Genomic DNA, 22,963 nt, shown 5'->3' on the forward strand with positions numbered 1-22,963 from the left:
ACTCCGTTTGAAGTGCGCATCTCCCTCGAACGTTCACAGACTATTCCCAGTTTCATAAATTTACAAACTGGTCCGTAACGTAAAGATTGCGAGAGATAGAATGCAGGACGCACCTGGAAATCCCTGAATCTAAGAGGGTGGTGCTGGAGTATGGGTCCGGCGATCCTATTCGAAGCGCGTGGTGTGGTTCTCGGTAATTTTTCGGGCGGTCTTGAAAGTGGCGGCAACTGCCAAAACGGCTAGAAGGATACTCATCGCCAGAACAGCGTAGTAAGCGGGGTCAGGCCAGGAAATCGTTCGTCTGCCCTCGGTCAGGCCAGCGAGGATTGCCCAGGCCACAAGGAAGCCTAGCGAGATGCAGACGCCGAAAACACTAGCAAGTGGTAGTGCCGTTTCACCAACGATGATTCTCCGCAGGGTTCGAGCCGGCATTCCAGTGAGCCGCAAGAGGCCGAAAACCCGTCGCCGATCAAGAATGCCGGCCGTGGTCGCCACAGCCAGTGAAATCGCCGAGATAAGCGTTGCCACCAAGATCGCCAGATTTGCCAAATCTGCGAAGCTGCGCGCAATGCTGATCATATCCGTTGACTGCGCCTCACCCCGCGTGCGGGGTGAATCTACAAAAGGTATTCCGCTGGCCACAGCTGCGGTCCGTGCCCGCTCTAATCCTTCCTCCGTACCATCGGTCTCCATAAGGACGATGGGCTGGCTGAGCTCATTCGGGTCGACGTGGGGGGCTTCAGCAGCTGTGATGGCCTCGTTTCCTAGGAAGCCCGGGTTCAGCTCGACGAATTCAGCGTGCTTGATACCATCGCCTTTCGTAGACGGGATAAGTCCTAATGCTTCCGCATCAGCCCGGTGAAAGAAGGGTCCACCAAGACTCCGGTGATAGTAGCCGAGGCCAACATTTTGGATACTTGGTGACTGCTCCAGTTGGGCGAGCTCATTTTCGGGTGGCGCAGAGTGCGTGCTGATAGGCCCTATGAGCGTGGACATTGACAGGTGTTGCGAATCATCGACAGGTCCGCTCTCCTGCTGCACGGTCGTGATCGACGCGGCGATTACTGACACCAAGAACAGAGCCAGTACTAGGCCACTTACAGATCGGAACGTTGCGCGGGGAGTCCTGGAAATCCGGTTCAGGGCTATAACTCCCGCAGCTCCGCGTGCAAAACGTAGTGCCGCTCGGCTAATGATGTACGTGATGTATGTGCCCGCGTAGAGCAAACCTATGGTCGTCAGGATGAAACCCGCGATGAGCACCAAATCAGCGTGGGGGACCTTCAGTTTGTTGGTGCTAGCAACGCCGATGGAAACCATACTGCTCACACCAACGGCGAGGGGTAGCAACGTCACAAGTCTTGGTTTGCGCTCATGCTGCTGCTTCGAATTGCCCAAGGGGCCAATTTCCGCGCGTCGTGTGCGGTGCCACGCCACGAGCGTAGTGGCCAGAACGGTTCCGACTACGACGACTCCGGTGGACAAAGGGCCCACGAAAAGATCAGAGGGGAAGAACGAACCCTCGTCTATGGAGATCCCAGCGGCCAAAGGAACGAAAAAAAGGGCCAAAACCACACCCACGAGGGCCCCTGCGAAGCTGGTGATCGCCGTCTCGGTTGCGGCTATCCGGGCGACTGTACGCGGTGTCGCCCCGATCAGACGGAGAGTCGCGAACCTCTCCCGCCGTTCGGTGGCTCCCAAGTCAGCAACAATACCAACTAGGAGGAGAACCGGGATCAGTACGGCTATCCCTCCGATCACGGCGACGGTCTGATAAGCGGGGTTCCCGCCGAAGGCACTGCCCTCAAAGTTGCTTACCACCATCACGCTGGGAGCGGCCGCTAACTCGTCAAGTGTCTGGCCGACGACGATGACTAGTGAATCGGGACTCGCAAGGGCGCCGTCCGGCAAGGCTCCCATCGAGTTCCCGTACCGTTGCCCTAACTCGTCAGGCGGCACGGAGCCAATCATGTCGGCAAGAGCCGGAGAGGCCAGGTACATGCCCGGCTCCGGGATGTGCCGGGTTCCAGGGATCGACAGCGAAGCTCCCTGAGGTGCGGCGACATTCATTCGGGTAATTATGCGTCCCTCGAAGTAGTCATATGAAACAGCGGCAAGTACTTGGTCCCTTCCGACTTCGCTAACCCCTGTGGTCAACGGCTCCGCCGAGGCACCGGAGAGTTGCGTCCAAGCTGAACGCTGGTCCCGTTCGATGAGCCCGTTATATGAGCCCAACAGCAGCAAGAACAGGGCAACACCAACAGCCACGCCGGAAGAGATTCCCGCCAAACGCCACTTTGATTCCTGATTGCCGGCCACAAGAAGCTTGGTGACTTCGACGCTCATGCAGAAACCGCCGTTACAGACTGGCCAGCAGTGATTCGACCGTCCCGAACGATAATCTCGCGGTCAGCATAGGATGCAGTCCGCGGATCATGCGTAATCACGACCACTGTTGTTCCCAGTGACCTCGCCAGTTCCGTTAGCGTTACCATCACTTTTTCTGCCGCAAGCGAGTCTAGCGATCCGGTCGGTTCATCTGCGAAGACTACCCGTGGTCCAGTGACCAACGCCCGCGCTATTGCGACTCGTTGGGCTTGCCCTCCGGAGAGTTCAGCGGGACGTTTATCGCCGTGGCCGTCCAGGCCCAATCGAGTCAACCAACTCTCGGCCTCGCGAAGCGCCTGCTTTCGCTTCACTCCGGAAAGGAGGAGAGGAATCGTGATGTTGTCGAGCGCCGTGAGGTCCGGCAGAAGCTGTCCAAACTGAAACACAAACCCAAAATCTCCTAGTCGCAGCTGTGCCCGCCTGGCCTCATTTAGACGGGTGAGGTCGGTTCCGTCGTACGAGACGGCTCCCTCGTCAGGGACAATTACCCCCGCCAAGGCATGCAAGAGCGTTGATTTTCCAGACCCTGATGGTCCCATTACTGCGAGAATTTCACCTGGATAGATGTCGATGTCCACGTCTCGGAGCGCTTTTGTCTGGCCATATGTCATCTGCAGCGCGCGCCCACTCAAGATGGGACGGATGGAGGAATCGGTCAACTCATTCACGCGCTCATCACCTGTCCTCGAAGGTCGGTCAATCTCGCCGCAGTAAGATCGATCCAGCGCAGATCCGCTTCGATGTGAAATAGGGCGTAGTCGCACAACAACACCGTCATTAAATCGGCACCCCGTTTTGCACTTGTTAGTTCCCTAAGACGTGTCATGTGTTCCGTTCGTTGCACATCTAGCAGACGGTCAGCGTCATCTTCCAATAGCAGTGCGATGACGGTTTTTGCGAAAAGATTGCTCTGCAACCGCTGGGCCGGGACCTCTGGAGTGAACATCCATTTGTTCACGTGGTCACGGCCTGGGGCTGTGATTTCATACCTTTTTCGTTCGGGTCCGATTCCGGCTTCCTGGCCTAAAGCAATTATCAAGCCGTCGCGGATCAGTCGACCCAAAGTTGCATACACCTGGCCAAAAGCCAGCGGCTTCTTCGACCCAAAAAAGCGATCGTAACTCTGCTTCAAGTCGTACCCATAACTCGGGCCTGTCGCCAGTAGCCCTAACAGGGTTTGTGTGTTGTCCATGTCTGAACTATACACTGCAGATATACACCCCGTGTATATGGCTAGTTTTTCCCGATGCCACGTCCAATATCCGGTCCGATTTTGTCAGCGCTGAGTCCGCCACTGGCAATAGGTTCAATAGGCGCCGGATGATCCTCATACAGGCGTAGGGAACCCATTTGCCTGTCCTTCGGAATTGGTGCTGATTAGGCCCAGCACAGTATCCAGAGCTACATCGAGGCGCTGGCTCACCTCGTCCCAAGCACCTGTAAAGCTGACAAGCTCTTTCGTTCCCATGCCTGAGGAAACCAGAAGCCACGTGACGGCCTCAATATCAACTTCGGGATTCAGCATTGCCTGATCCCTAGCGTCCGAAAGTTGGGCGAGGATAAAAGCCCGCCAAGTCCGATAGGGGTCGATATTGCGTTCAGGGAATTGCTCGTGTGATTCGATGGCCAAGCGCATACCCGCACGTACCACGGGCATTGTTTGCATATTGCGGCCTACGATTCGAAAGGTGTGCCTCAGGACGTCAAGAGGTTGGCCTTGGGCACGTAAAATGGCAACTTGTTGGGCAGTACGCATGCTTGCCCCTTCGGCGTCGAGAATGGCGATAGCAATGCTGCGCATGTTTCCGTAAGTGGCTTCGACGTCACATAGCGGCAACCCGCCCTCAGCTGCCACATCATCAAGGCACACATCCAGGTATCTATTCCGCGTGAGTATCTGTGCGGCTGACTGAAGGATCAGCTCTGGTCTAAGAATTAGGTCAGAACCATTCATCTGGCTACACCACCTGTTAGGGCCATTGGGACTGTAGGATATTCATCCGCAGTCCCTTGGAGAGCCCCGCGCCGCTGACTCATCGTTCACCAATGTCGGTGGCTGCCCCGCAGACGAAAGCTAACGATGCCTCTGCCTGGACCCCATCGGAGGTTCGCGAAGTGACCCGAAGCGTGCGCAGGCGAGTTTGACCTATGGTTATCTCAGAGTCCTGCTCGATACTTGTCCTTGCCCGATAGCGAAGACTGTTGGCTGTGGGCTGAAACGGCATCGAAATTCGCAATGTACGCATCCAAAGATTCCCCACTGTTGCTCTGTTGGTCTCGCAGACTCGATATACGAGGGCCTGAGTCAGTTGCCCCATGGTCACCAGATATTCAATGGCTGTGGGCGCAGGCCAGTACTGGGTCCCCAGCCCTTGAGGCGCCGCGCTCGTGACATGAGTATGGAGCAGCTCATGTTCAGATTCGATGGCGCGGCTGTCCGAACTGAAATTTGTAATTACTGAACGGGAGTCAGTGGGCCAGTAGCCTCCAGCATAAACGGATCTCGGAAACGCAACGGTAGGCGTTGGGGTCAGATTGGTGTTGGAGCACCGTCCTTTTACAAGTTCTATACGGACGCGCATGTTTCCCACGGTGGCTTGCATTTCTGTGCTTTCCTGGAACCGGAGCGTGGGCAAAGCCGAAAAGGAAAGCGGTACCCGAGCGAGGTCTGTCCACGGCACTCTCCCTCCGCGAAGTTCCAGCTTCCTCACCCAACGATGCGGCATCAGGCTTGCCATCGAGGCGTCTTGATATTGGCGTTCAACTGCAAGTATGGGGAGCACAACTGCGTCCACTGAACTGAGATGAGGCGCCCGCTCTGTCCCATCAGCATTGAGCGACCAATTTAGGGGATAAGCGACTTCTCCCCTCCACTTGTTCTCGCCGTTTCCTGGTGAAATCAGCGGCTCCTCGGAGACCACGTGACGAACGTTCCTGTAGCCCGCGCCAAAGTAGCGCCCCTCTGACGGCCCAAGTGCGTCTTCTAACAGCATCGAACTGGCGGCAGCCCCCAAGGTGCGCCCTCCTTCTTGTCCCCACAACCCTCTTACGGGCCGCATTTATTTACAGACTATCCTTTAAACAAAAGAAGCTTGTCCCGGTAACTCAGACGTGCTTCCCAAGGTTGATAGGCTCATCAGATGTCAATCAAGCGTGGCCGCCCCCAAGACCGTGAGATCGGAGATGCGCTGCGTCAGGCGGCTGAACGAGTTATGACCTCAGAGGGATTCTCAGGGTTGACCATTGATGGACTTGTCAGCGAGGTCGGCACCACCCGTCCGAGTTTTTATCGCCGATACCGAAACGTGGCCCATTTGGCGTTTGATGTGATCAGACATCGCTTCGGGACTGAGGCACAGGTCGACACCGGATCTTTGGCTGAAGATTTGCTCCGGCTCCAAAATGATGAGGTCGCCATGTTTGCAGATCCTCTGATGCGCAACAATCTTCCCGGACTGCTCGAATCCGTGCGCACCGACGCTCATGTCAGAGAGCTGTATGCTGAACAATTCATCCGACCGCGACGGGCGGTAGTTCTCGGTGTGGTTAGCGCCGCGGTGGAGCGGGGGGAGATATCGGGATCCGGCTTCGATATCGACTGGGTATGCGACCTGCTCCTCAGCCCTATCCTCACCCGGGCACTGCTCCCGGTGACAGGTGAAGGTCTTGGCGGCGAACTGGCCCGCCGTACCACTCAACTGGCGTTGAACGAACTCCAAGGGCATGTCGATTTCAGCTGAATGGCAAAGACCTCTAGCCATTCTAAGTCAGCTCCGACTTAGCCAGGAATTTCCCTCGGCGCTCCTCCGTCCCTTATTTCTTCTCGAAAATTCCTGACCCGCCGGTACTCAAGTGCATTCCGGCGCCTATTACCCAGCACTGACTCCGATATCAGAACCCCCAACACATCCAACGACCGGTCAGTCCGGCCCATGTACGACCCGGTGCGAAGCGAGAAGTGTGGACATTGTCCACACTTCTTTTCCGGCCCTATGCAGTTTGAGAGGGGCATCACCTGGGGCACAGACCTGCGCTAGATCGTTGCCGAGATCAGTCGCTGTCGGTGCCAGATGGAGGTGGTGCGGCATGAGCGAGGACTCGCAGGGCACGATGGCGGTGGTCTCACCTCTCACACGCATTCATGTCCGGAAGCCTGGGGAATGGCATGACCACAGTCCAGCCGGCAGGTAAATCAATGAGGAGATGCTTCATGACTGCTGCTTGTCGTTCTGATGATCCATCATCGCTGGGCCGGGCTGTCAGTTCCAGAAGTCGACTGCACAAAATGTCAGAAGTCATCTGCACACTTCATTTTCAGAACCCGCACCGCCCATCGACCCGATCACTGCAGCCCGGCTCCTGGCTTATTCCTACGGGAATCCGTCATCGTCTGATGTTCCCTCGCGCTCAATTCGAACAGGATCGGCGTGCACGCGTCCCTCGTTTGGGAACAGGAGTACCGAGCAGAAAGGACCTTTGTGCAGAGGGATACCGACAAGCCAGCGTTCAGAAGTCTTCACGACCCCCGAAAACACGGGAAGGTTTGTGCCGTCACCTTCTGAAAGTGACAACCGGGCAGTGAAAAGCTGCCCCAAAATTTGGCGCCGTACAACTCTTCATTGTCACGGGTTCTGTGCCGGAGGAGACTTGAGGCGACGGTATCCCATCTCGGGCCGCCCGCGGGGCCACCCGGCTGCGGGGCCTCACAGTAACCCTGTAGCGGCTTGGTGGATCGATGAGCTCCATGACACCCCTCGAAGGTGAAGGTGTGGAAGCGAGCAGCGGGGTGTGGAGTCGTAAATCAGGGCGTAAGCGGGTAGCGGCGCTCATTATCAGCCTGGGATTGACGTTTTGGGTCGGCGGCTGCACCTATGAGGAGCCGGATGGGGAGAGACCGCTTCCCGGTTCGGCCTTTCCGGTGCCTTCGACTTCGGAATCTGAATTATCTGATGCCGCACGCGAAGGCTGGGGCCCTGATGCCCTGTTCTACACGGATGCGGGAAACCTATATGTCGGGGAAAACAGATGGCCACCGGCTCGCGTGGCGTCATTCACAACGACATCCACTGGTGTGGTCTATGTGGATGCCGAGACGTCGAGGCTTCTTTGGGCAGACTGGGAACACGGCAGCAGGGAGCTCGCCTGGATGGAACCCAAAGAAACCCGCGCGGGCCGTCAATGGGGTGAGTTTCGGGACATTCGGGACATAGTCGGTAACCCCAGCCATGACCTGGTCTCTTGGGTCCAAAGGGGCGCATACAGCGGGGACATCGTCGTCGTCCGTCCAAGCACCGGGGAGGTGCTCGCCCAGGCACCAATCCCGTCTCTACCCGCCGAAAAAAGTGTGGTTTACGGATCAATCGATGATGCCGCCGTCTACTACGCAACCTCCCCAGGTGGAGGGGCCACCGGGGATGTGTGGGTTTGGCGGTGGGCCGCCGGCGAAGTTCCTCAACTGAGCGACCGGCCCGTTGCCGATGTCAGCGGAGACATTTGGGCGGTGGAGAGGGAGGATCGCATCGATTTCGAGAACGCTGACGGAACTGTCTTGTCATCGGTCCACTCTTCCTATGGAGACCGGACGGCTTTCGGCAGTGCCCTCAGCCCTGGTGGCCGGTTTTGGTACGCCCCGGCCTATGACCTGATCGTCGAGACGGCGACCGGGGCAGCGGTCAAGATCGAACGCGGTTTCAAGCAGCGCTACGGCTGGGCCGGGCCTGAAGAGTTGAGCCTGATCGGCCCAGGTATCTCGGTTTGTTCAGCAATAACGGGAACATGCGAGGAACCATTCAAGTCCATGAACGCGACGAGCTACACCCACCACTTCGGACTTCCACTCAACTAAGAGACCGGGCTAACCATCCCTCCCAAAAGCGTTAAGCAGGTATTCAAAAACGGTCGAATATGGCGCACTTGGCGCATCTCGCCTCTACTTGCACACCAGCGCCTGCGTTCGCTTCTGACTTGCGGAGATCTAATCGCTGGCAGGGACGTTTCTCCTGCCCGTTCGCGTGGCCCCTTGTTTACAGGTTTAGAACAGCGTTATGCCTGACGCAAGACGAACCTGAAACCAGAAGTCCCGCTTACCGGCGGTGCCGGGAATTCGCCGCGTCCACGGATTTCGCCCAGAGAGCCACAACAGGATCCCCAGAGGGCGGAGCGCTCCCTTGTAGGATCCCGACGGTCGCGCCGATCGGCCGGCTATTGACCACCGGGCATCCCGTGAGGAACATGAGGATTCTGGCAGGTATGGCCGATTCCCGGCGCAAATGCCGGCAGGCACAAAAGGATCTGATGCCATGGCGGGATTCCGGCTTCAACCACCGTTCCTGCGGCTGGTGGCATTCACGGCCGCAGCGGCGATGATCGTTGGTACTGGAGGCTGCACACCGGCTCCGAATCCGCCCGAGCAGCCATCTGCATCCCCCAACCCCTACTTGGAACTTGAAATATTCGGCAAGGCGATGATCGAACGCGGCGCACCAGCCGTCCTGATCCACGTCAGGAAAGACGGCCAGGAATGGTCCCAGGCGATCGGCGTCCGAAACCTGGAGAGCAAAGAACCCGTGCAACTCTCAGATCCTGTAGAAATCGCCAGCGTCACGAAGTCCATGGTTGCCGTGACTGTCCTAAAACTTGCTGAGGAAGGCAAAATCAAACTAGATGACCCGGTCGGCAAACATTTGGCCGACTTCGATGGCCTCATGCGTCCTCCCGGGCCCATCACCATCCGCGAACTCCTGAACCACACATCAGGGATGCCGGAGTACACCCGGGACGTGTTCGCATCCAAGCCCCTGAACGAGGTACTTGGTACGAGGCTAAGCCTCACTGAACGGCTTTCCTCGTCTGCAAAAACGCCGTGGACGAACGGCCCTGTCCCGGAGACCGATTACTCGCACTCGAACTACGTTGCGCTGGGAATGCTGGTGGAAAAGCTTCGGGGGCAACCCATCGGCGACGTCATAGAGACGGACATCATTGAGCCACTGGGATTGAAGGGGACGTCCATGACAGCAGCTGGACTGCCACCCCCGAACATGGCCCACGGTTACCTACTCATAGACGCCAAGCTAGTAGATGTTACATACCCCGCGTACCAAATTGGCTCACCGTCAGGCGGTATCGTTTCCACCGTTTCGGACCTGAACACGTTCTACAGGGCACTAATGCAGGGCGAACTCCTGAAGCCAGCCACCGTTGACGAGATGAAAGGAGCCGACGCTTCCTTCTACGGATTGGGCCTGTGGCGCTGGAACGACGCCTGCACGAACGGCTTCGCCTTCGGCCACCCGGGCGACATCCTCGGATACGGCACCGCCTCTATGACCAGCGCCGACGGCAACCGCCAAGTGAGTATAGCCATCACCTATCCGCCCGCCCCGTACGTCGAAGGCGGAGAAAACCGGTTGGACGCGGAAATCGTGGATATCGCGCAAATGACCCTCCGCGACATGTGCTGATCCGCTGGTCGGAGCGCACTTAGGCAAAGGGCCCCATCATCCGCCGCCCTCGGATGATGGCCATGGCTGAACGAATGCAGCTTTACGCACGCGCCGTTAGCAGAATGCAGAAACTCGACGACAAACACCGTGACGGACGGCGGAGGGGCCTTGAAGCTCCCTAATCAATTGGGCTTTCATGCCCCGCTCTCCAAGAACCGTCGGCTCGCCAGTCGACGGTTCTTTTTTGTGTCTGTCAGCTCCCGAGCGCCCCCGCGCCCCGAGGCCTATGACAAGGAAGGCCCCTCGGACGAAGCAACAGCCTCCGTCAGAACTTTGCTCGGCGATAGTCATGTCGTTGGCCCATGTGCCGTCAATGAACGCTTGTAAGGCTAGGAGATCGGAGCAAGCCAACCGTGACCAGGTGCTAAAAACAGACATAAGTGTGGACAATGTCCACACCCACTTTGGCAGGACAAAGCGAGCACATAGGGCTTCTGCGAACGTCTAAGACGAGCCCCCAGAAGACTTTCTTACCAAAGCCAACGCAGTCATGTTGTGCCCGCAACCCCAAACCATGAATAGGCGTTGGCCACCCACGACCAACCCAACAGAACCGACAGGAGGAATCACGCAACAGCTCCACAGCAGGCGGAGGACCCACCAGCCAGGGTCCTAAACCCGCCACCCACCTATCTGAATAGGCCACCGGGGCGGCCAGGCCACAGCCCGCGCACCAGCGTCAGAGGGACGCCATCACAAGCTTTGTACACACGTTAAAGCAAAAATCCCCTCCGACGAGGGGATTTGCTGTGCCCGAGGTGGGACTCGAACCCACACACCTTTCGATACCGCATTTTGAGTGCGGCGCGTCTGCCAATTCCGCCACTCGGGCGCGGATTACACCGAAGTAACAATCGTAGTCTCAACGCGAGGGTGAGAGCAACGCGATAACTTCCAGTGCGCGGAATTACTCTACATGCAGATAGGCTGAATTCCAGAATCGCGCCAACGCCGCCGCAACGAACCATGTACGTCCGAGTACTGGCGGGAGCGCAACCTAAAATGGTCATGTTCCCGCCGTACCTTTCCAAGGAGATCCCGTGTCAGAACAGACGGAGTCAAACCCCACATCCCAGCCGGCGCGCAGAGTTGTAGTCGCGGAAGACGAAACACTCATCCGCCTCGACATCATCGAGATCCTGCGCGGCGAAGGCTACGACGTCGTCGGCGAAGCGGACAACGGCGAAAAGGCAGTGCAGCTCGCAGAGGAACTGAAGCCGGACCTCGTCCTGATGGACGTCAAGATGCCCGTCATGGACGGCATCTCCGCCGCCGAAAAGATTGTCAAGGCCAGGATCGCCCCGGTGGTCCTGCTCACGGCCTTCAGCCAGAAGGAACTCGTGGAGCGTGCCCGCGACGCCGGAGCCATGGCCTACGTGGTCAAGCCCTTCACCCCCGCTGACCTGATCCCCGCCCTGGAGATCGCGCTGTCCCGCCACGAGGAGATCAAGGCCCTCGAAAGTGAAGTATCCGACCTCCAGGAGCAGTTCGCCACCCGCAAGCTCGTAGAGCGCGCCAAGAGCCTCCTGACCACCAAGATGGGCCTCACAGAGCCGGAAGCTTTCCGCTGGATCCAGAAGACCTCCATGGACCGCCGCCTGAGCATGCGCGAAGTGGCCGAAACCATCATCAATCAGGTCAACTAAACAGCATCAGACTAAAACAACTAAGGAGGGTCCCCGCCAATTGGCGGCGACCCTCCTTAGTTGTCTAGCGCCGACACCGCAAAGGTGTCAGGCCTTCTGCTTCCGCTCCGGCCACGGGCCCAGCTTCTCCTTGTTGCTGACCGCTTCGCCCTGGCGTGGGGTGTCGGCGAGGTCGCCTACCTTGTGAACCTTCAGCGAGTTGGTTGAACCGGCTTTTCCGGGAGGGGAACCGGCAGCGATGACCACGAGGTCGCCGTCGTCCACCAGTTCCATGTCCAGCAGACTGCGGTCGACCTGGGCAGTCATTTCATCAGTGTGGCCAACCATCGGCACGAGAACCGGCTGGATGCCCCAAGTGAGTGCCAGCTGGTTCCAGACGTGCTCTACCGGAGTGAACGCGAACACCGGCTTGATGGGGCGCAGACGGGAAAGGCGGCGGGCGGAGTCACCGGACTGGGTGAACGTACAGATGTACTTTGCTTCCAGCTGATCGGCGATTTCGACGGCGGCACGCGTGATGGCGCCACCACGGGTCTTGGGTTTGGTGCCCAGCGGAGGAACGCGCTCGAGTCCGTGAACCTCGGTGGACTCGATGATGCGGGCCATCACCTTGACGGTTTCGATCGGGTACTTGCCAACGCTGGTTTCGCCGGAAAGCATGACTGCGTCGGCGCCGTCGAGCACTGCATTGGCGCAGTCGGAGGCCTCCGCGCGGGTGGGGCGCGGGTTGTCGATCATGGATTCGAGCACCTGCGTGGCGACGATGACCGGCTTGGCCCAGCGTCGTGCCAACTCGATGGCGCGTTTCTGCACGATGGGCACTTCCTCGAGCGGCAATTCAACGCCGAGGTCACCACGGGCAACCATGATGGCGTCGAAGGCGTCGATGATCTCGTGAAGCTGGTCCACGGCCTGCGGCTTCTCGATCTTGGCGATGACCGGCACACGGCGGCCTTCTTCGTCCATGATTTCGTGAACGCGCTTGATGTCGGAGGCATCACGAACGAAGGAGAGGGCAACCAGGTCCACTCCACGGCGCATCGCCCAGCGGAGATCGTCTTCGTCCTTTTCGCTCAAGGCGGGAACGTTGACGGCAACACCGGGCAGGTTGATTCCCTTGTTGTTGGAGACCATGCCGCCGACAGTCACCTGGGCGACCACCTTGACGTCGTCGACCTCAATAGCGCGCAGGGCCACCTTGCCGTCGTCGATCAGCAGCGCATCGCCCACGTTGACGTCATCGGTGAGGCTCTTCAGCGTGGTGGAGCAGATGTCCTTGGTGCCCGGGACGTCCTCGGTGGTGATCGTGAAGGTGTCCCCCACGTGCAGCTCGTGCGGTCCGTCGACAAACCGACCCAGGCGGATCTTCGGACCCTGGAGGTCAGCCATGATCGCGACGGCCTTGCCGAGATCCGCAGCGGCCTTGCGCACGTTCTCGTAGGTGTTGTCGTGCACGGTGTAATCGCCGTGGCTCATGTTCATCCGGGCCACGTCAACGCCGGCTTCCAGCACCGCGAGGGTGTTCTCATAGCTGGAAATAGCCGGTCCGAATGTGGCAACAATTTTTGCGCGTCTCATATGCCTACCCTAGTAGTGTGTTGCGTTGATTAAGCTGTCGCGGAGATGAATTTCCGCTGCCCGCGGATGTGGCTACAGAACGGCGATTGCCCGGTCTGTCGGAGCCACAGGAGCGGGAAGGATGGTGCTTCCCATCAGGAATTTGTCCACAGCTGCCGCGCATGCACGGCCCTCTGCGATGGCCCACACGATGAGTGACTGCCCGCGCCCGGCGTCTCCGGCAACAAACACACCGTCGGTGTTGGTCATGTAGTAGCCATCGCGGGCCACGTTGCCGCGTCCGTCGAAGTCCGCGTGGACCTGCTCGGTAATACCGGCCGGTTCCGGACCCGTGAAGCCCAAGGACAGGAACACGAGGTCTGCGGGGATAACCCGCTCGGTTCCGGCCTTCGGGAGGCGCTTGCCGTCGACGAATTCCGTCTCCGCAACCTTCACGCCCGTCAGCTTGCCGTTCTCGCCGACAAACTCAACCGTGGAGGCCAGGTAGGTACGTTCCCCGCCTTCTTCGTGGGCACTTGCCACTTCGAAGAGTGTGGGAAAGGTGGGCCAGGGCTGGTGCCCCGCACGCTCGGCCGGCGGCTGCTTGCCGATGGCGAGCGTGGTCACGGAGGCTGCCTGGTGACGGTGAGCCGTGCCGAGGCAGTCAGCGCCGGTGTCTCCACCGCCGAGGATCACCACGTGCTTGCCCTTGGCATGAATCTGGTTCTCCACGGCCTCCCCTGCAACCACGCGATTGGCGGGGACAAGGTAATCCATGGCGAAATGAACGCCCTCGAGTTCCCGGCCGGGGATGCGCAGGTCGCGGGGAACGGTGGCACCCGTGGCGATAACGACGGCGTCGTAGCGGCGCCGGAGCTGTTCCCAGGTCACGTCGACACCGACTGCAACGCCTGTCCGGAAGCGCGTACCCTCGGCCTTCATCTGCTCAAGACGGCGGTCAACCTGCTCTTTCTCCATCTTGAAGTCGGGGATGCCGTAGCGGAGCAGTCCGCCGATCTTGTCGTCGCGCTCGTACACAGCCACAGTGTGGCCAACCCGAGTGAGCTGCTGCGCAACCGCAAGGCCTGCCGGGCCGGAGCCGACCACTGCCACAGTCTTGCCCGTGAGCCGGGCAGGGGGCAACGGATTGACCCAGCCGTTGTCGAAGGCCTCATCGATGATGGAGACTTCCACCTGCTTGATGGTCACGGCAGGCTGGTTAATGCCCAGCACGCAGGACGCCTCACAGGGAGCGGGGCACAGGCGGCCGGTGAATTCGGGGAAGTTGTTGGTGGCGTGCAGCCGCTCAATCGCTTCCTCGCCCTTGTCCCGCCACATGAGGTCATTCCACTCGGGGATCAGGTTGCCGAGGGGGCAGCCCTGGTGGCAGAACGGGACGCCGCAATCCATGCAGCGCCCGGCCTGGCTTTTCAGGACACCCTTTTCCTGGGCCTCGTAAACTTCCTTCCAGTCCATGATGCGGACGGGAACGGGACGGCGTGGCTGAGTCTCACGCTGGCGTACTTTTAGAAATCCGCGTGGATCAGCCACCGGTCACCTCCAGGATTCGAGACCATACTTCTTCGCCGTCGGGGTCCAGGCCCTCTTCGATGGCGTCAAGACGGGTTTGCAGGACGGCCGCGTAATCGCGCGGCAGCACTTTGGTAATACGGGCAGCGGTGTCGTCGAAGTTCTCGAGCAACCGCTGGGCAAGGAGGGATTCGGTCTCCTCGACGTGCTTGACCAGCAGTCCGTGCACAATGTCACGGTCCTCTGCGTCCAGCTCGCGGAGCTGCAGCTCCCCCGACTCCAGGGCGTCCTTGTTGACGCGGGCGACCTGGAGGTCCAGCACGTAGGCCGTTCCGCCGGACATCCCGGCGCCGAAGTTCCGCCCGGTCCTGCCGATGATCAGGGTCTGGCCACCGGTCATGTATTCGCAGCCGTGATCGCCGATTCCCTCGACGACGGCCGTGGCACCGGAGTTCCGCACCAGGAAGCGTTCGCCAACCTGGCCGCGGAGGAACATTTCACCACTGGTGGCGCCGTAACCGATCACGTTGCCGGCAATGACGTTCCGCTCTGCCTGGAAGATGTTGCTGCGGTCCGGTCGCACAATGATGCGTCCGCCCGAGAGACCCTTGCCGACGTAGTCGTTGGAGTCCCCGTACATGCGCAGCGTGATGCCGGCAGGCAGGAACGCGCCCAGTGATTGCCCGGCGGTTCCCTTCAGGCTGATGTCGATCGTGTCGGTAGCAAGGACGTCGGTACCGAAGGTCTTGGTCACAACGTGGCCCAGCATCGTTCCGACCGAGCGGTCAGTGTTGATGACGTCGAGCGAGATCCTGACCGGGCTGCGGTCAGTAAGAGCCTCGGTGGCCATGGTGATCAGTCGCTGGTCGAAGTGCTTGTCCAGCTCGTGGTTCTGGCCGGTCAGGTTACGCAGCGGCGCGTCGTCGTCGAACTCGAGGCCGTGCAGGATCGGATCCAGGTCCAGGCCTTCGGCCTTCCAGTGGTTGATGGCTTCACGGGTGTCCAGCATCTCTGCATGGCCGATCGCCTCTTCCAGGCTGCGGAAGCCAAGCTCCGCAAGGATCTCACGGACTTCCTCAGCCAGGAACTCGAAGAAGTTCACCACGAACTCCGGCTTGCCGTTGAAGCGGGCGCGGAGCTCGGGGTTCTGGGTGGCGACACCCACCGGGCAGGTGTCCAAGTGGCAAACGCGCATCATGATGCAGCCGGATACCACCAGCGGAGCCGTTGCGAAGCCGAACTCCTCGCCGCCGAGCAGCGCGGCGATCACGACGTCGCGGCCGGTCTTGAGCTGGCCGTCCACCTGGACCACAACGCGGTCGCGGAGGCCGTTGAGCATCAGTGTCTGCTGCGTCTCAGCAAGCCCCAGTTCCCAGGGAACACCGGCGTGCTTGAGCGAGTTCAGCGGCGAGGCGCCGGTACCGCCGTCGTGACCGGAAACCAGTACGACGTCGGCCTTCGCCTTCGTTACACCGGCGGCAACCGTGCCGATCCCCACTTCGGAGACGAGCTTGACGTGAACCCGGGCCGAGGGGTTGGCGCGCTTCGCGTCATAAATGAGCTGGGCGAGGTCCTCGATGGAGTAAATGTCGTGGTGAGGGGGCGGCGAAATGAGGCCGACACCAGGGGTGGAGTGCCGTGTCCGGGCAACCCAGGGGTAGACCTTTTGCGCCATCAGCTGGCCGCCTTCGCCGGGCTTGGCACCCTGCGCCATCTTGATCTGGATGTCGTCAGCGTTGGTGAGGTAAAGGCTTGTAACACCGAAACGGCCTGAGGCGATCTGCTTGACCGCGGAACGGCGCTCCGGATCCAAGAGGCGGTCAACGTCCTCGCCGCCTTCACCGGTGTTGGACTTTCCGCCCAGCCGGTTCATGGCGATGGCAAGCGTTTCATGCGCTTCCTTGGAAATGGATCCGTAGCTCATCGCGCCGGTGGAGAAGCGCTTGACGATGCTCGAAACGGACTCCACTTCCTCAAGCGGCACCGCCGGACGCAGCCCTGACTTGAACTTCAGGAGGCCACGGAGGGTCATGAGGTTCTCGGACTGGTCGTCCACGCCCTTGGTGTAGGACTTGAAGATGTCATAGCGCCGCTCACGCGTGGCGTGCTGCAGGCGGAAGACCGTCTCCGGGTTAAACAGGTGGGGTTCGCCGTCGCGCCGCCACTGGTATTCGCCGCCGCCCAGCAGGGGCTGGTGCGGCAGTTCGATGCCGTTCTCCGGGTAGGCCATCTGGTGGCGGGCCGAAACTTCCGCCGCGATGACGTCCAGCCCGACGCCGCCCAGCTGGGAATGCGTTCCGGAAAAGAATTCGTCCACGAGTTCCTGGCCAAGGCCCAGGGCCTCGAACGTCTGGGCTCCCGTGTAGGAGGCCACAGTGGAGATGCCCATCTTGGACATGATCTTCAGGACGCCCTTGCCGAGGCCCTTGATGAGGTTGTAAACGCCGTCCTGCGGAGTGACACCGAGGACGTCGCCGGAGCTGATGAGCTGCTCCACGGATTCCATGGCCAGGTACGGGTTGACGGCTGAAGCGCCGTAGCCGATCAAAACGGCAACGTGGTGCGTCTCGCGGACGTCGCCCGCTTCGACCACGAGAGCGGTCTTTGTGCGGTTGGCGCTGCGCAGCAGGTGGTGGTGCACAGCACTGACCAGCAGCAACGACGGGATGGGGGCCCACTGCGCGTTCGAGTCACGGTCAGAAAGGACGATGTACTGCACACCGCGGTTGATGGCACCCGAAACCTGCTCGCAGATTTCAGTGAGCCGGGCACGCAGCGCGTTTTCGCCGCCCTCGGGCCGGTACAGCCCGCGGACCTTCATGGCAACCCTGTCGCCGTCGGGGCTTTCGATGTTGGCGATCTTGGCCAGCTGATCGTTGTTGATCACCGGGAACGGCAACTGAACCTGCGGCTGCCGGACCTGCTTTGTGTCCAGCAGGTTTCCGTTGGGGCCGATGGCACACGTCAGGGACGTGACCAGTTCTTCACGGATGGCATCCAGCGGCGGATTGGTGACCTGGGCAAAGGACTGCACGAAGTAGTCGAACAGCAGGCGCGGCCGCTTGGACAGAACAGCCACAGGGGTGTCGGAACCCATGGCACCGAGAGGCTCGGCTCCGGTCCGCGCCATGGGGCCGAGCAGGATCTTCAGCTCTTCGGTGGTGTAGCCGAACGTGCGTTGGCGGATGTTGACGGAGGCTGCGGTGTGGACCACGTGCTCACGCTCGGGAAGATCCTTGAGGTCAATGAGGTTGTCCTTGACCCACTCGGCCCAGGGATTGGCGGCGGCTACCTCGGCCTTGACCTCGGCGTCGTCGATGATCCGGCCCGCGTCGGTATCCACAAGGAACATCTTGCCGGGAGAAACGCGGCCCTTTTTGACCACCTTGGAAGCTTCGACGTCGATGACGCCTACCTCGGAGGCGAACACAATCAGGCCGTCCTCGGTGATCCAATAGCGGCCGGGGCGCAGGCCGTTGCGGTCCAGCGTGGCGCCGACCAGGTTGCCGTCAGTGAAAGACACGGCTGCGGGGCCGTCCCACGGTTCCATCAGGAGGGAGTGGTACTCGTAGAACGCCTTGCGGGCGGGATCCATGGTGGCGTGGTTTTCCCAGGCCTCCGGGATCATCATCATGATGGAGTGCGTGATGGGGCGGCCGGAGAGCCACAACAGCTCGGCTACTTCGTCAAATGAAGCGGAGTCGGAGGCACCCGGGGTGCAGATGGGATACAGCTCTTCGGGGGCATCCCCCAGCAAGGGGTTGGCCAGCTGGGACTGGCGGGCACGCATCCAGTTCCGGTTTCCCTTGACCGTGTTGATTTCGCCGTTGTGGGCGATGGTGCGGAAGGGCTGTGCCAACGGCCACGAGGGGAACGTGTTGGTGGAGAAGCGCGAGTGGACGATCGCCAGCTTCGTCTTGAAGCGCTTGTCCGACAGATCGGGGTAGAACGGCTCCAGCTGGGCGGTGGTCAGCATGCCCTTGTAGACGATGGTCCGGGACGAGAACGACGGGAAGTACACGCCGAACTTGTTCTGGGCGCGCTTGCGGATCCGCCAGGCACGCGCATCGAGTTCGTTGCGGTCCAGCTGCTCGCCGGTGCTGGAGGCAAGGAAAGGCTGGGAGAAGTACGGCATGCAGGCACGGGCCATGGCACCCACCAGATCAGCCACGATGGGAACCTCGCGCCAGCCAAGGACTGTCAGGCCCTCATCTGCAGCAAGCCCTTCAATGCCGGCCTTGGCAGCGTCCGACTCCCTCTGCTCGGCGGGGAGGAAGGCTGTACCCACGATGTACTGCCCGGGAGCGGGAAGTTCGAAGTCAGTGACAGCGCGGAAGAACTCGTCCGGCACCTGCATCAGGAGGCCGGCGCCGTCGCCGGTACCTTCATCCGCGCCCACGGCGCCACGGTGCTCAAGGTTACGCAGGGCAGTCAGTGCAGCATCAACAATGTCGTAGCCGGGTTCACCGCGGAGCGTAGCGATAATGGCCAGGCCGCAGGCGTCCTTCTCCTGCTCAGCGTTGTACAGACCGCCGGACGCCGGCAGCATGGCGAACCGCTTGAACGGCGACATGGCCGCCTGGGACTGGCTTGGTTCTGACCAGTTGGGGCTGTGAAGAGTTTGGGTCATGGGAGACGTCCTTCCTCCTGATCGTGCGTATGGAAGGGACAACGTTGGCCCCACTTTGCGCACCACTGTGATGGGCACAACAAAGTGTTAGTACTTGGAATTGTAGGCCAGAGGGCCCTGCTCAACTAACAGTTACGCAGGTCCCAGACCCGGGCTTGACCGGTCAGCAGCTGTGTGCTGACAGGGCGGGCCCTCTTGCCACGACGCTGTGGAGCGGGCTCTCGGAGCGGTAACTCTGATGCCCTGCTATGCCGTTACTGGCCTACTTGGTGCTGCCAGCCTCCGGCGCGGTTTCCGTAACCTCATCAGCGGACTTTGCGGCCGGCTGCTTTTCCTGAAGGGAAGTGCTTCCACCGGCTGTATTGTCCGCCACTTCCCTGGAGGAAGCACGGTCTGGATCGCTTTGGTTATCAGGGAGATTACCACGCGCTTCACTATCTGAGACATCCTCGTCCGCATTCCGGATGCTTTTGACGTCACCTGATTCGTCTGTTTCAACTGCCGCTGCGGCGTGGTCCGCAGGACTCCGGCCGTCCAGATAAGGGGTGTCCGGCTCGTCCGGCTTCCTCCTGCCCAGAACGATGAAGACGATCAGTGCCACAACAAACACGAAGATGCTGGTCCAGACATTGAGCCTGGTAGTAATGCCGAACAGGTTGATCTGCTCGGCGTCGTCGATGCGCATGGCTTCGATCCAGACACGGCCGAGGGTGTAATACATGGCGTAGAGCCAGAAGAGCCGCCCGCGCCGGAAGTTGAACCTCCGGTCCAGGATGAGCAGGAGGGCCACGCCAACCAGGTTCCACAATGACTCGTACAGGAACGTGGGGTGAAAGAGCGTGTCAGCAGGCATCCCGGGCGGGAAATTCGCGTTATCGGCGTCGACCTGGAGACCCCAGGGCAGGGTGGTGGGGCTGCCGAAGAGTTCCTGGTTGAAGTAGTTTCCCCACCGGCCGATGGCCTGGGCGAGCAGCAGTCCGGGTGCAGCTGCATCGAGGAAAGCGGTGAGCTTCACTCCTGCACGGCGGCAGCCGATCCAGGCACCGACTGCGCCCAGCAGCACGGCGCCCCAGATCCCCAGGCCCCCACGCTGGATCTGCGGAATCAGGGAAAGGTCGCCTGTGCCGTCAAAGCCCGGGCCGAAGTAGGCATCCGGGGATGAGAAGACGTGATAGAGGCGTCCGCCGATGATGCCGAAGGGAATGGCCCAGATGGCGATGTCCCACAGGCTGCCTTCAGGCGTTCCTCTCTTGTTCCAGCGTCGGGACGTGAGCCACAGGCCCGCAATGATGCCTGCAAGGATACACAGGGCGTAGGCATGGATGCGGAGTGACCCCCACGGCAGCGGGATATCGAAGCCGGACCAGTCCGGGCTCGGGATGCTTGCCGGCACGAGGGCGGCAGCGTGGAGGACAGTCTGCATTATTTAGGCTTCTTCCCTGTTAAGTCCGGTCCGGAGATCTTTGGTGAGCGCGGCAACCGCGTCCACACCGCCGTCGCGGATGGCGGCCACAAGAGCCGTGCCCACGATCACGCCGTCGGCGTACTCAGCAATTTCCCGGACGTGCGAAGCGGTGGAAACACCGAGTCCCACACACACGCGTTCGGCGCCTGCCGCCTTGGCTGCAGCCACTACATCCTTTGCGGCGCTGCTGACAGAGGACCTTGCACCCGTGACGCCCATAATGGAGACGGCGTAGACAAAACCGCGGCTGGCGTCGACAGTGCGGCGCATCCGTTCAGGCGATGAGGAGGGCGCGACGAGGAAAACCCTGTCCAGCCCGTACTTGTCGGAGGCATCCATCCATTCGGCTGCTTCATCAGGGATGAGGTCCGGGGTGATGAGGCCGGCTCCGCCTGCTTCCGAAAGGCGGCGGGAGAACTCGTCCACGCCCATCCGGATCACCGGGTTCCAATAGGTCATGACCAGTACTGCCGCATCGGTTTTGCTGGTGATGCCGGCGACGACGTCGAACACCTGCCGCACGGAGAAGCCCTTGGCCAGGGCCTCAGTGGTGGCTGCCTGGATAACCTGGCCATCCATCACCGGGTCCGAATACGGGATGCCGATCTCGATGAGGTCGGCACCGTTCTCGGCGAGGGCGATGCCGGCGGCAATAGTGTCTTCAACGCTTGGGAACCCGGCCGGCAAGTACCCGATGAGTGCCGCCCGGCCTTCGGCGCGCGCCTTATCAATGGCTGCTGCCGATTTGCTGGTGCCGGTGATGTCCTGAACGGTACTCACAGCTGCTCTCCCTCTTTGCCGATCTCGGCTTCTGCCGAATCCTTGTCCAGGAGATCGAACCATTCAGCGGCTGTCGCCACATCCTTGTCCCCGCGTCCGGACAGGTTCACGAGCACGATCTTGTCCGATGCTTTAGCATCGGCGTCGCCGTCTTCTGTGGCGAGCCGCTGCCCCACCTTGATGGCGCCGGCCAGGGCGTGCGCTGACTCGATGGCGGGAATGATGCCTTCAGTGCGGCACAACAGACGGAAGGCGTCCATGGCCTCGCTGTCGGTGATGGGCTCGTAGCTGACCCGTCCGATGTCCGCAAGGTAGGAGTGCTCCGGTCCTACGCCGGGGTAGTCCAGTCCGGCTGAGATGGAGTGGGACTCGATGGTCTGGCCGTCGTCGTCCTGCATCAGGTAAGAGCGGGCACCATGGAGGACGCCGGGCTTGCCGAGGGTGATGGTGGCTGCGTGGCGGCCGGTGTCGACGCCGTCGCCGCCTGCTTCAAAACCGTAGATCTTCACGGAGGGGTCATCGAGGAAACCGTGGAAAATCCCGATGGCATTGGATCCGCCACCGATGCACGCGCAGACGGCATCCGGCAGACGGCCGGTCTGGTCGAGGATCTGGGCGCGGGCTTCCTCGCCGATGACCTCATGGAAGTAGCGGACCAGCGCGGGGAACGGGTGGGCCCCGGCGGCAGTACCGAGCAGATAGTGGGTGTTTCCGACGTTCGCAACCCAGTCACGGAGCGCCTCGTTGATGGCGTCCTTGAGGGTCTGTGAACCGTTGGTGACGGGGATGACCGTGGCGCCCAGCAGTTCCATCCGGGCCACGTTCAGCGCTTGCCGGCGGCAGTCCTCAGCACCCATGTAGACAACACATTCGAGGCCAAGCAAAGCGGCGGCAGTGGCGCTGGCAACACCATGCTGGCCTGCACCGGTCTCGGCTATCACGCGGGTCTTGCCCATACGCTTGGCAAGGAGCGCCTGGCCCAGCACGTTGTTGATCTTGTGTGAGCCGGTGTGGTTGAGGTCTTCGCGTTTGAGGAACACCCGCACTCCCCCAGCGTGAGCGGAGAACCGCTTGGCCTCAGTGAGCAGCGAGGGACGCCCTGAGTAGTTCTTGTTCAGGTCCGCGATCTGCGCGATGAAGTCGGGATCGGCCTTGGCCTTCTCGAAGGTATCTTCAAGCTCATCCAGGGCGGCGATCAGCGACTCCGGCATCCAGCGCCCGCCGTAGGAGCCGAAGTAGGGGCCGGGTGCATGGCGCAGCGACGGTCCCCCTTGAAGGAATGCGTCCACGGCATCCTTGTCAGAGCCGGCTGTTGGTGCGTCGACCATCAGTCTCACCATCCTGTTCCACTGTTTCAGTGTCTATGTAGTGCTCAGTGTTCTGTGTCGCTCAGCGCTCTTCGTTGTGCGCCGTAAGGTGTCGTGCGGCAAAGCGTCGTGCGGTGGCAGACCGTTGCAGACGG

At 60.6% G+C, this 22,963-nt stretch carries 15 protein-coding genes and 1 tRNA gene; 4 read left to right on the top strand and 12 right to left on the bottom strand.

The window, feature by feature from the left end; genetic code table 11:
• Positions 1-165: 165 nt before the first annotated feature.
• The 5 genes from M1D88_RS09890 to M1D88_RS09910 all read right to left on the bottom strand — a co-directional run bounded on the left by M1D88_RS09890 (position 166) and on the right by M1D88_RS09910 (position 5,447).
• Complete coding sequence (locus tag M1D88_RS09890) at positions 166-2,346, bottom strand: FtsX-like permease family protein (RefSeq protein WP_458114331.1); 2,181 nt, start codon at positions 2,344-2,346, stop codon at positions 166-168.
• The gene (locus M1D88_RS09895) at positions 2,343-3,056 is read right to left on the bottom strand and encodes an ABC transporter ATP-binding protein (RefSeq protein ID WP_458114332.1); all 714 of its coding nucleotides are present in this window, start codon (positions 3,054-3,056) and stop codon (positions 2,343-2,345) included. The genes M1D88_RS09890 and M1D88_RS09895 overlap by 4 nt, the downstream gene beginning before the upstream one ends.
• Positions 3,053-3,580: a PadR family transcriptional regulator gene (locus M1D88_RS09900; RefSeq protein ID WP_458114333.1), complete on the bottom strand. Its 528-nt coding sequence runs from the start codon at positions 3,578-3,580 to the stop codon at positions 3,053-3,055. Before M1D88_RS09900 ends, M1D88_RS09895 begins: the two co-directional genes overlap by 4 nt.
• Before the next feature lie 135 nt (positions 3,581-3,715).
• Complete coding sequence (locus M1D88_RS09905; RefSeq protein WP_458114334.1) at positions 3,716-4,258, bottom strand: hypothetical protein; 543 nt, start codon at positions 4,256-4,258, stop codon at positions 3,716-3,718.
• Positions 4,259-4,421: 163 nt separating this feature from the next.
• Entirely contained in the window at positions 4,422-5,447 is a 1,026-nt protein-coding gene (locus M1D88_RS09910) for an AvrD family protein (protein WP_458114335.1), read from the bottom strand.
• An 81-nt stretch (positions 5,448-5,528) separates the two neighbouring features.
• Between M1D88_RS09910 and M1D88_RS09915 the strand changes: the two genes are divergently transcribed.
• From M1D88_RS09915 to M1D88_RS09925, 3 genes are all read left to right on the top strand, one after another.
• On the top strand, positions 5,529-6,128 hold the full coding sequence (locus M1D88_RS09915) for a TetR-like C-terminal domain-containing protein (RefSeq protein WP_458114336.1): 600 nt from the start codon (positions 5,529-5,531) through the stop codon (positions 6,126-6,128).
• A 1,004-nt stretch (positions 6,129-7,132) separates the two neighbouring features.
• Positions 7,133-8,233 carry a hypothetical protein gene (locus M1D88_RS09920; RefSeq protein ID WP_458114337.1) on the top strand — a complete coding sequence of 367 codons (1,101 nt, stop codon included), beginning with the start codon at positions 7,133-7,135 and terminating at the stop codon, positions 8,231-8,233.
• Positions 8,234-8,687: 454 nt separating this feature from the next.
• Positions 8,688-9,851, top strand: a complete 1,164-nt coding sequence (locus M1D88_RS09925; RefSeq protein ID WP_458114338.1) for a serine hydrolase domain-containing protein — start codon at positions 8,688-8,690, stop codon at positions 9,849-9,851.
• A gap of 792 nt (positions 9,852-10,643) precedes the next feature.
• On the opposite strand, the gene M1D88_RS09930 is transcribed toward M1D88_RS09925, so the two are convergent.
• Positions 10,644-10,725 (bottom strand) — tRNA-Leu (locus M1D88_RS09930).
• Positions 10,726-10,933: 208 nt separating this feature from the next.
• Between M1D88_RS09930 and M1D88_RS09935 the strand changes: the two genes are divergently transcribed.
• Positions 10,934-11,539: an ANTAR domain-containing response regulator gene (locus M1D88_RS09935; protein ID WP_247044559.1), complete on the top strand. Its 606-nt coding sequence runs from the start codon at positions 10,934-10,936 to the stop codon at positions 11,537-11,539.
• Between the two features lie 87 nt (positions 11,540-11,626).
• On the opposite strand, the gene pyk is transcribed toward M1D88_RS09935, so the two are convergent.
• The 6 genes from pyk to trpB all read right to left on the bottom strand — a co-directional run bounded on the left by pyk (position 11,627) and on the right by trpB (position 22,829).
• Positions 11,627-13,117: a pyruvate kinase gene (gene pyk / locus M1D88_RS09940; protein WP_458114339.1), complete on the bottom strand. Its 1,491-nt coding sequence runs from the start codon at positions 13,115-13,117 to the stop codon at positions 11,627-11,629.
• Between the two features lie 72 nt (positions 13,118-13,189).
• A complete protein-coding gene (locus M1D88_RS09945; protein WP_458114340.1) occupies positions 13,190-14,647 on the bottom strand; it encodes a glutamate synthase subunit beta in 1,458 nt (485 codons plus the stop codon).
• A complete protein-coding gene (gene gltB / locus M1D88_RS09950) occupies positions 14,640-19,256 on the bottom strand; it encodes a glutamate synthase large subunit (protein WP_458114341.1) in 4,617 nt (1,538 codons plus the stop codon). The genes M1D88_RS09945 and gltB overlap by 8 nt, the downstream gene beginning before the upstream one ends.
• A 262-nt stretch (positions 19,257-19,518) precedes the next feature.
• Positions 19,519-20,679, bottom strand: a complete 1,161-nt coding sequence (lgt, locus tag M1D88_RS09955; protein WP_458114342.1) for a prolipoprotein diacylglyceryl transferase — start codon at positions 20,677-20,679, stop codon at positions 19,519-19,521.
• Between the two features lie 3 nt (positions 20,680-20,682).
• Positions 20,683-21,501: a tryptophan synthase subunit alpha gene (trpA, locus tag M1D88_RS09960; protein WP_458114343.1), complete on the bottom strand. Its 819-nt coding sequence runs from the start codon at positions 21,499-21,501 to the stop codon at positions 20,683-20,685.
• Complete coding sequence (gene trpB, locus M1D88_RS09965) at positions 21,498-22,829, bottom strand: tryptophan synthase subunit beta (protein ID WP_458114344.1); 1,332 nt, start codon at positions 22,827-22,829, stop codon at positions 21,498-21,500. The genes trpA and trpB overlap by 4 nt, the downstream gene beginning before the upstream one ends.
• Positions 22,830-22,963 lie beyond the last annotated feature (134 nt).

The sequence above is a fragment of the Arthrobacter sp. R1-13 genome (assembly GCF_054161475.1).

Coding starts and splice junctions, on each gene's coding strand:
- M1D88_RS09890 (WP_458114331.1), bottom strand. CDS start 2,346: ATGAGCGTCGAAGTCACCAAGCTTCTTGTGGCCGGCAATCAGGAATCA.
- M1D88_RS09900 (WP_458114333.1), bottom strand. CDS start 3,580: ATGGACAACACACAAACCCTGTTAGGGCTACTGGCGACAGGCCCGAGT.
- M1D88_RS09910 (WP_458114335.1), bottom strand. CDS start 5,447: ATGCGGCCCGTAAGAGGGTTGTGGGGACAAGAAGGAGGGCGCACCTTG.
- M1D88_RS09915 (WP_458114336.1), top strand. CDS start 5,529: ATGTCAATCAAGCGTGGCCGCCCCCAAGACCGTGAGATCGGAGATGCG.
- M1D88_RS09920 (WP_458114337.1), top strand. CDS start 7,133: ATGACACCCCTCGAAGGTGAAGGTGTGGAAGCGAGCAGCGGGGTGTGG.
- M1D88_RS09925 (WP_458114338.1), top strand. CDS start 8,688: ATGGCGGGATTCCGGCTTCAACCACCGTTCCTGCGGCTGGTGGCATTC.
- pyk (WP_458114339.1), bottom strand. CDS start 13,117: ATGAGACGCGCAAAAATTGTTGCCACATTCGGACCGGCTATTTCCAGC.
- gltB (WP_458114341.1), bottom strand. CDS start 19,256: ATGACCCAAACTCTTCACAGCCCCAACTGGTCAGAACCAAGCCAGTCC.
- lgt (WP_458114342.1), bottom strand. CDS start 20,679: ATGCAGACTGTCCTCCACGCTGCCGCCCTCGTGCCGGCAAGCATCCCG.
- trpB (WP_458114344.1), bottom strand. CDS start 22,829: ATGGTCGACGCACCAACAGCCGGCTCTGACAAGGATGCCGTGGACGCA.